The following is a 7,181-nucleotide window of genomic DNA, read 5'->3' as shown; positions in this document are numbered from 1 at the left end:
AGTTTCGACCTGGACGCGGTGCGTTTCGAGAACGGCAAGGACTGGGCCCTCCGCTTCATAGACGAATGGCTCTCGGTCTATCGCCTGGCGGAGCCGCAACGGGAGGGAGAGGGAACGACCTTCGTCACGATCGACCCCGGCCTTTTCAGCGACGAAGTTCTCGACGTCGTCTCGGGCATCGTGTACGGCATCAACACCAGAACGCCGGACACGGAGATGACCATGAAAGAGATTCTGGAGCTCAAGGAGCAGGGCATCTATGAATTGCTGACGAGCGAGGAGGACGTCGTCGCCTGCGCCTCCGCACAGCTGCTCTTCAAGGACGGGACCTCGTCGGACGTGCGGGTGTTCGAGAGGACGGTTCGTTGAGCGGGCATTTCCATGGGCCCGACGGGCTCCGCGGTTGGGGCAGCCGACCGTGACCCTACGGCTTCAGGGGCTCGTCCCAGAAGGGGAAGTAGATGCGGAGGTGCGTCACGTTCCGGAGCGCGTCGTCCACGCGCCCGGAGACGTCCGGAAGGCGGGTCCATGGGCCGCCGTCCAGGCGGCAGAGGGCCAGGGGCCTGCGCCCGTAGGTACTCCACCAGTCCTCCAGCCGGTCCTCGAGCTGCGTTCCGGGGACGAAGGCGTTTTTGAAGAGCGGCGGGGTCCCCGCAAGCTCGCGGCCCGGCAGCGGGGCCAGGATCATCCACTGGGTCAACTTCCAGGCGTTGGCCATCTCGTGGGAGGTGAGGGCGTGGATCAGCGGCATGATCTGGATGCCCCCCACCTGGTCCCTGGAGGCCGTCGCGATGTCGATGACGCCCGCGTGGGAGGCGCGGATTCGGCCGCGGCCCTGAAACTGCGTCCCCCCGAAGCGCCCGACGCCCCCGATGGGGCGCACGACGCGGGCCTCGACGCGGGGCCCGTCGGCCCCCCCACACGATGACGCGCCCGCCGGGGCGGTTCTCGATGTCCACCATCCAGTCCCGTGGACGGCGGGGCAGGGGCGATCGGATCACCAGCGTCTCCCCCTCCTGCGGCGTCCCGTCCAGGGGCCTCTCGCCGTCCTTCCCCAAGATAGTGACGGGGGAGCCCACCAGGGGCGCGAAGCCGCCGAAGGGCCCCGTGCCGGCAGCCGCGTCCAGGGAGAAGAAGGCCCCTGCCGCCGCGGCAGGGGCCACGGTCACCGCAGGGACGAGGCTCAGGATGCGTCCGCGCCCCTCCTCCACGTCCACCAGCAGGTGAATGGCGTTCACGGCCGTGGCGCAGACCGTCGCCGGCGCGCACCACTTGCTGGCGGTGTAGGCCGGCCAGTTCGTCTTGACGGGGGTCATTAGGACCCGCCCCAGGGTCACCTCCGAGCCGTCCGGCATGAGGGCCGTCACGCTTTCGCCGACCTTCATGGGGACGCGCAGCTCAAGCGTCTCCCGTCGGTCGGCCCCCCGCGCGGGGAGCGCAAGCAGGGCCAGAAACAGCAGCACCGCAAGGGTTCTCTTCACGACGATCAAACCTCCTGAAATTGAGGGGCATCTACGGGATCGGAGCCCACCAGACGGCCCAGACGTTGCACAGGGCGTGGTAGAGGATGGAGGGCAGAACGGAGCCGTGGCGCCAGCGCAGCCACCCCATCACGAGCCCCGGAAAGAACGTCGCCACGCGCAGCCATCCGACGAGGGTCACGAGGTGGATGAGCGCGAAGGCCAGCGTCGCCAGGGGGATGCCCGCCCACGGCCCCCACCGGCGCACCGTCAGCGTCTGGAGCCAGCCGCGAAAGAACGTCTCCTCGATGAAGGCCGCCGCCACCCCGCCCCCCAGGCTGTCCAGCGCCTGCCACGGCGTCAGGCTCCTGGGGCCCGGCCCGCCCCACTCGACCGGCCAGTGCATGGAGACGACGGTCAGGGGGACGAGGGTCAGGACGAGGGCCAGCGCCACGTCCCGCCATGCGCCTCGCCCCATGAACCACTTCAACCCGAAGTCCCGCTCGTCCTCCCCCCTGAGGCGGCACCAGGTGTAGGGGAAGTAGAGCATGAAGGCCGCGGCGGCCAGGCCGGCTGCGGCCGTCAATATCCCGTGCATGGGGAGGTTAGAGGGACTTCATGGCTTCGGTGAGGAAGCTCGCGGCGTTGTTGATGCCGAGGACGATGTCGATGCGGTGGACGTAGAGTAGGCGCGAGGCCCTCCACAAGAGGACGATCACCGGCACGGCGACGATGAGCGCCCCCAGCTTGTAGAGGACCTTGGAGGGGATCCGTCCCCACCCCTCAAAGAGCGCGTCGACAAGCCAGCCGGCGGTCATGAGGGCAAAGCCCAGAATCCATAAAGACAGCCCCAAAATTACCCTTGTGTCGATCAAGCGCATGAGCTCGTCCTCCTCGGTCCAGTGTAAAGCACAAGACGGGAAACGGCGCGGCCGTCCTCCGGCGTCCTCGCCTGTATTATACAACGGGACGGATACGCAGTTTATCGTCTGTCCTGCAGGGGACTTTGTGTTAGAATCCCTAAACGTATGCGGTTTTTTTTGAGATGTCCCGCCTTGCGGGATAAAACAGCAGGGAGGAAGAGAACATGAGTAAGCAGTTCAAGTTGAAGTTCGCGGCGGTCTTCGGCGTGGCGGTCCTCGCGGCGGCCTGCGCGGCCTGGGCGGCGACCGAGGCGCCGAAGCCGACCGAGGAGAACCAGGTCCTGGCCCGCGTCGAGGGCCGGGAGATCACGGAAGCGGACGTCAACGCGGTCCTTCAGTCCATGGGGCCCCAGGGCATGATGATGTACGGGAACCCCCAGGGGCGTCAGCTCATCCTGGACGAGATCGTCTCCATGTACCTGTTTTCGCTCGAGGCCGAGAAGGAGAAGCTGGACGGGGAGCAGGACTTCATCGACTTCATGGCCCGCGTCCGCACCCAGAGCCTGGCCCAGCGCGCCATGCGGAACGCCGTGAAGGACGTCAAGGCGACGGAGGAGGAGGCTCAGAAGTTCTACGACGAGCACAAGGACCAGTTCACCCAGCCGGAGCGCATCCACGCCCGCCACATCCTGATCAGCGACGACGCCACCAGCGCGGACACCATCGCCAGGGTACAGGCGGACCTCAAGGCCGGCGCGTCCTTCGACGAGGAGGCGAAGAAGCTCTCGCTCTGCCCCTCCGCCCCGCAGGGCGGCGATCTGGGCGAGTTCACGAAGGAGCAGATGGTCCCCGAGTTCTCCGACGCCGCCTTCGCCCTGAAGGAGCCGGGGGACGTCTCGGAGCCCGTCAAGTCGCCGTTCGGATGGCACATCATCCGGCTCGAGGGGCGCACGCCGGCTCAGCTCATCCCCTTCGACGACGTAAAGGACCAGATCCTTCAGGATCTGACCGGCCAGCAGCAGCAGGAGCGGATCAAGGCGAAGGTCGAGGAGCTGAAGAAGGCCTATAAGGTCGAGATGCTGGCTCCCGTCTCCGACGACGCTGCCGCCGAAGCGGCCTCGGACGACGCGAAGTAGGATCGAGTCGGACCGGCATGGATAGAACAGAGGGGGAAGGCGCACGCCTTCCCCCTCTTTGTCCGGCAGGCGGCCAGAAGCCGCAGCGCCCGACGGCTCTTGAGGGGCTAGAACTCCATGCGGGAATCGTGGCTGCCGGTGATCTTTCCGGTCCTGAGGTCGATGTGGATGGCGTTGACGTCGCCCATGTAGGGCTTCAGGCTGAGCTTGTAGCCCATTTCCGTGAGGGCCTCCACGTCCGACGCCGATAGGCCGTTGTCGTGCTCGATACGGAGCTCGTCGGGCAGCCACTGCATGTGGAAGCGAGGGGCGCTGACGGCCTCGTTGAGGGGCATGTCGTAGTCGATGACGTTCTGGATCACCTGCAGGGTCGTGGTGATGATGCGGCTGCCTCCGGGGCTGCCCACCACGAGGACCGTCTTGCCGTCCCTGGAGACGATGGAGGGGCTCATGGAGCTCAGTGGACGCTTGTAGGGCTCGATGGCGTTGGCATCGCCGCCCACCAGGCCGTAGACGTTCGGCACGCCGGGCTTGGCGGAGAAGTCGTCCATCTCGTTGTTCAGCAGGAAGCCCGCGCCCTTCACCGCAGCCCCCGTGCCCCAGGACTCGTTGATGGTGTAGGTGACGGCCACGGCGTTGCCCATCTTGTCCACGACGGAGTAGTGGGTGGTGTTCGTGCCCTCCTTCAGGGGCTCCAGGCCCGGACGGACCTCGCTGCTGGGGGTGGCACCCTTCGGGTCGATCCTGTCGTAGATCTTTTTGGCGTAGGCCTTGGAGGTCAACTCCTCGACGGGGACCTTCATGAAGTCCGGGTCGCCCATGTACTCGCTGCGGTCGGCGTAGGCCTGGCGCATGGCCTCGGCCATGACGTGCAGCGCAGCCGGGGTGTGGCAGCCCAGCGCCCTCATGTCGGCGTTCTCCACGACGTTCAGGATCTCGGCCACAATGGCCCCCCCGCTGGAGGGCGGACACATGGAGACGATCTTGTAGCCGCGGTAGTCCGCCGTGCTGGGCTCGCGCCACTTGACCTCGTACCTCTTCAGGTCCTCCTTCGTGATCAGGCCGTCGTTGGCCTTCATGTCCGCCTCGATGAGGTCCGCCGTCTTCCCCTCGTAGAAGCCCTTCGGCCCCTCGGCGGCAATGCGCTTCAGCGTCGCTGCCAGGTCCGCCTGTTGGAAGAGCTCCCCCGCCCTGTAGGGCGTCCCGTCCCCGTGCAGAAAATAGCCCTGGGAGTGGGGGAACTTCCTGAACTTGTCCGCGAAGTCGGCCATGCTCTTCGCCTGGCGTTCGGAGAGCTCATAGCCCTTTTCGGCCATCTCGATGGCGGGGGCGATCAGCTGGTCCAGCTTCATCGTCCCGAAGCGCTCCAGCATGGCGCTCATGCCGGCCACCGTTCCGGGGATGCCCACGGCCTTGTAGGTGCGGGTGCTCTCCTGGGGGATCACGTTTCCGTCCTTGTCCAGGTACATGTCCCGCGTGGCCGCGCCGGGGGCCATCTCACGGAAGTCGAGGGCGTAGTCACCGCCGTCCGCCGTGTGGATGACGGCGAAGCCGCCCCCGCCGACGTTCCCCGCCTGGGGGTGGACCACCGCCAGCGCGTATCCCACGGCGACGGCAGCGTCAATGGCGTTGCCGCCCCTGTCCAGAACGTCCTGGCCGGCCTTGTCCGCCAGGGGCTGGGTCGAGACGGCCATGCCGTTCCCGTTGCCGATCAGGAGCTCGTTTCGCGGCGCGGCCAGCGCGCCCGATGCGCCCGAGACCAGGAACAGCGCCGCCGCTGCAATGGCGAGCTTCCTGCTGCGCAGAACCTTCATTTCACACAACCTCCTTATTCAATGTCTGCTTTACTTTATTAGTATAGCACCACTCTATCTGCCTGTGCAGCGAAGACATTCCGGACCTGGCTCTCGTTGTCAGCGAACACTCAACAGGAAACACGTGTCTCGGCCACACCTGTCTAACGCTCAATATGGCTTACAACGACGCCCGCCTGATTGCGCGGCCGGACAGCACGTGGCTCAGGCCATAGAAAAAACAGCACCACAAGCGAGACGCCCCCCTCTCCGGCAAGACGAACCTTGACGCAGAGGCCCAGGGGCCTGAGTTTTCGGCACTCGTCGACAAGGTGAACGTCTCCATACCCGCTGTCGAGCAGGGGCCCACGCCGCCATAACCCGCTCAAAAGGGATCCTTCTGGAGCGCGTCAAGTCGGAGGCGGTAGCGATGCGGCGCCGGGGTATCTGCGTTAAAATCAATGCCGTGTACCTTGAGGACAACGAGGAGACGTTGTCCGAGGTGCTGGTGTTTTCCTCCGCGCAGGACATCACCACCAAGATCATGAATGACATGTTCGGGAGCAGGGAGTACTATGAAAAGCTCCTGGCCTACGCCGAGCGCTGATGGAGAAAAGTACATGGTCATCACGGCGGAAAGCCCTCATGGGAAAGAAAGCGGGCGACGAGGTCGAGCTCAAGACCTCCAGGCTCACGCGCTATGCCGTGGAGTCCGTTTCGTGACGGCTTTTGCCGCGAACGGCATCGAGAGATGAGAAAACGAGGGTGAGAAAACGATGAAACCGCGCGTCAAGAACGATTCATGGTGCTACACGGCATCCAGCAGGTCGGCCCGAAGGAGGGTGAAGCGCCTGGCGCACAAGCGGCACCGCAGAGACGACAGGAATATCATGAAGGAGGAAGATCATCATGACGGAACTGCTCAACACATTCTGCAGGGGGCGTAATATCCAGTTGCTCTGGCAGCCGGAGCTTGAGACGATCCCCGACCGCATCGCGGAAGGTTTTGTGCCCATCGAGATGGCCGAGGGAACGAAGTCCTTCGTTGACTTTCGATGCCTCGATCACCATAACGACTACTCGCACCTTCCTTCGGCCTGTGTCACGGCACTCAAGTTTTATGGAACCCTCGGGTCGGACTCTCCGGTTCGCTTGATGGTCAACCACACCGACGCGGACTGCGTGCTGACGGGAGTGACGCTCCTTGGGCTCCTGCCGCGGAAGCTCCTGGAGAGGCTCAACCCGGAGGTGGGAGTGCTGGATACGGATCCCTTGAGCGTGGACTTCGGAGACTTGCTCTATGGCAACGCTATCCGTCTCTGGAAAGTCGGCATGATGTCCACGAAAAAGAGCGGTTGGAGCTGGCTCTATGGGATGCAGCTGTTCCTTGATATTTTCAATCATTTTACTTATTATGAGGGAAAAACAGGCGAACTTGAGGAAAGAGAGAGGGCTCGGAGGGAAAAAGCCTTTCAGGATTACGATAAAGCGGTCACGGGGCCATCGGGCAAGGTCCTTCTGGTGGCTCCCTCGACGGTCAAGGGGTACGACGTGCAGTTCTTCAGGCAGAGGGCCTTCCCCGCCACGTCCCTTGAGGGGTGGCGCCACTGGTGCGTCGTCTCCCATGTCCGAAAGGTGGGGAATGTCATGTTGTCCTGCCCCAACAAGGAGGTGGCCGAGCGGGCCTTCGGAAGCGGCGGACTGAAAAACGTCTTTCCCCGCCTTCCGGAGATCGAGGGGAAGGAGTGGGGCGGCAGGGAAGCCGTCGGCGGTTCCCCGAGAGGCATCGTCGTCCCCGCCGAGCTTCTGGGATCGATTTTAACAATTCTTGAGGATTCCCTGTTGACAAAGGAGGGCGTCTGATTTGGGCAAAGAGGTGGGAAACGACGCCTGGAGCATCTTATACCAATTTGCGTTTAATATGGATTG

Annotated in this window: 10 protein-coding genes; 6 read left to right on the top strand and 4 right to left on the bottom strand. The window is 64.2% G+C overall.

Going from position 1 to position 7,181, the window contains the following annotated elements:
* The coding region (locus SY1_RS02575) for a hypothetical protein (protein ID WP_208872628.1) at window positions 1–369 on the top strand (369 nt) is incomplete at its 5' end.
* A gap of 55 nt (window positions 370–424) precedes the next feature.
* On the opposite strand, the gene SY1_RS02570 is transcribed toward SY1_RS02575, so the two are convergent.
* A complete protein-coding gene (locus tag SY1_RS02570) occupies window positions 425–883 on the bottom strand; it encodes a hypothetical protein (protein WP_208872627.1) in 459 nt (152 codons plus the stop codon).
* A gap of 68 nt (window positions 884–951) precedes the next feature.
* On the opposite strand from SY1_RS02570, the gene SY1_RS02565 reads away from it, so the two are divergent.
* Entirely contained in the window at window positions 952–1,227 is a 276-nt protein-coding gene (locus SY1_RS02565; protein ID WP_015556080.1) for a hypothetical protein, read from the top strand.
* Between the two features lie 285 nt (window positions 1,228–1,512).
* Here SY1_RS02565 and mrtS read toward each other — a convergent pair whose 3' ends face one another.
* Window positions 1,513–2,058: a Synerg-CTERM system glutamic-type intramembrane protease MrtS gene (gene mrtS / locus SY1_RS02560; RefSeq protein WP_015556078.1), complete on the bottom strand. Its 546-nt coding sequence runs from the start codon at window positions 2,056–2,058 to the stop codon at window positions 1,513–1,515.
* 7 nt (window positions 2,059–2,065) lie between these two features.
* Window positions 2,066–2,341, bottom strand: a complete 276-nt coding sequence (locus SY1_RS02555; protein WP_015556077.1) for a hypothetical protein — start codon at window positions 2,339–2,341, stop codon at window positions 2,066–2,068.
* A 206-nt stretch (window positions 2,342–2,547) separates the two neighbouring features.
* On the opposite strand from SY1_RS02555, the gene SY1_RS02550 reads away from it, so the two are divergent.
* On the top strand, window positions 2,548–3,459 hold the full coding sequence (locus tag SY1_RS02550; RefSeq protein WP_015556076.1) for a peptidylprolyl isomerase: 912 nt from the start codon (window positions 2,548–2,550) through the stop codon (window positions 3,457–3,459).
* A 107-nt stretch (window positions 3,460–3,566) separates the two neighbouring features.
* On the opposite strand, the gene ggt is transcribed toward SY1_RS02550, so the two are convergent.
* Window positions 3,567–5,273, bottom strand: a complete 1,707-nt coding sequence (ggt, locus tag SY1_RS02545; RefSeq protein ID WP_015556075.1) for a gamma-glutamyltransferase — start codon at window positions 5,271–5,273, stop codon at window positions 3,567–3,569.
* 56 nt (window positions 5,274–5,329) lie between these two features.
* Here ggt and SY1_RS12715 point away from each other — a divergent pair, with 56 nt between their 5' ends.
* The 3 genes from SY1_RS12715 to SY1_RS02530 all read left to right on the top strand — a co-directional run bounded on the left by SY1_RS12715 (window position 5,330) and on the right by SY1_RS02530 (window position 7,115).
* Complete coding sequence (locus SY1_RS12715) at window positions 5,330–5,488, top strand: DUF3825 domain-containing protein (RefSeq protein WP_208873954.1); 159 nt, start codon at window positions 5,330–5,332, stop codon at window positions 5,486–5,488.
* A gap of 194 nt (window positions 5,489–5,682) precedes the next feature.
* Window positions 5,683–5,859 carry a hypothetical protein gene (locus SY1_RS02535; RefSeq protein ID WP_015556074.1) on the top strand — a complete coding sequence of 59 codons (177 nt, stop codon included), beginning with the start codon at window positions 5,683–5,685 and terminating at the stop codon, window positions 5,857–5,859.
* Window positions 5,860–6,161: 302 nt separating this feature from the next.
* Window positions 6,162–7,115: a hypothetical protein gene (locus tag SY1_RS02530; protein ID WP_015556072.1), complete on the top strand. Its 954-nt coding sequence runs from the start codon at window positions 6,162–6,164 to the stop codon at window positions 7,113–7,115.
* The last annotated feature ends 66 nt before the right edge of the window (window positions 7,116–7,181 follow it).

The organism is Fretibacterium fastidiosum, from assembly GCF_000210715.1.
GTDB lineage: Bacteria > Synergistota > Synergistia > Synergistales > Aminobacteriaceae > Fretibacterium > Fretibacterium fastidiosum.
This window is presented reverse-complemented; position numbering and strand designations above follow the sequence as displayed.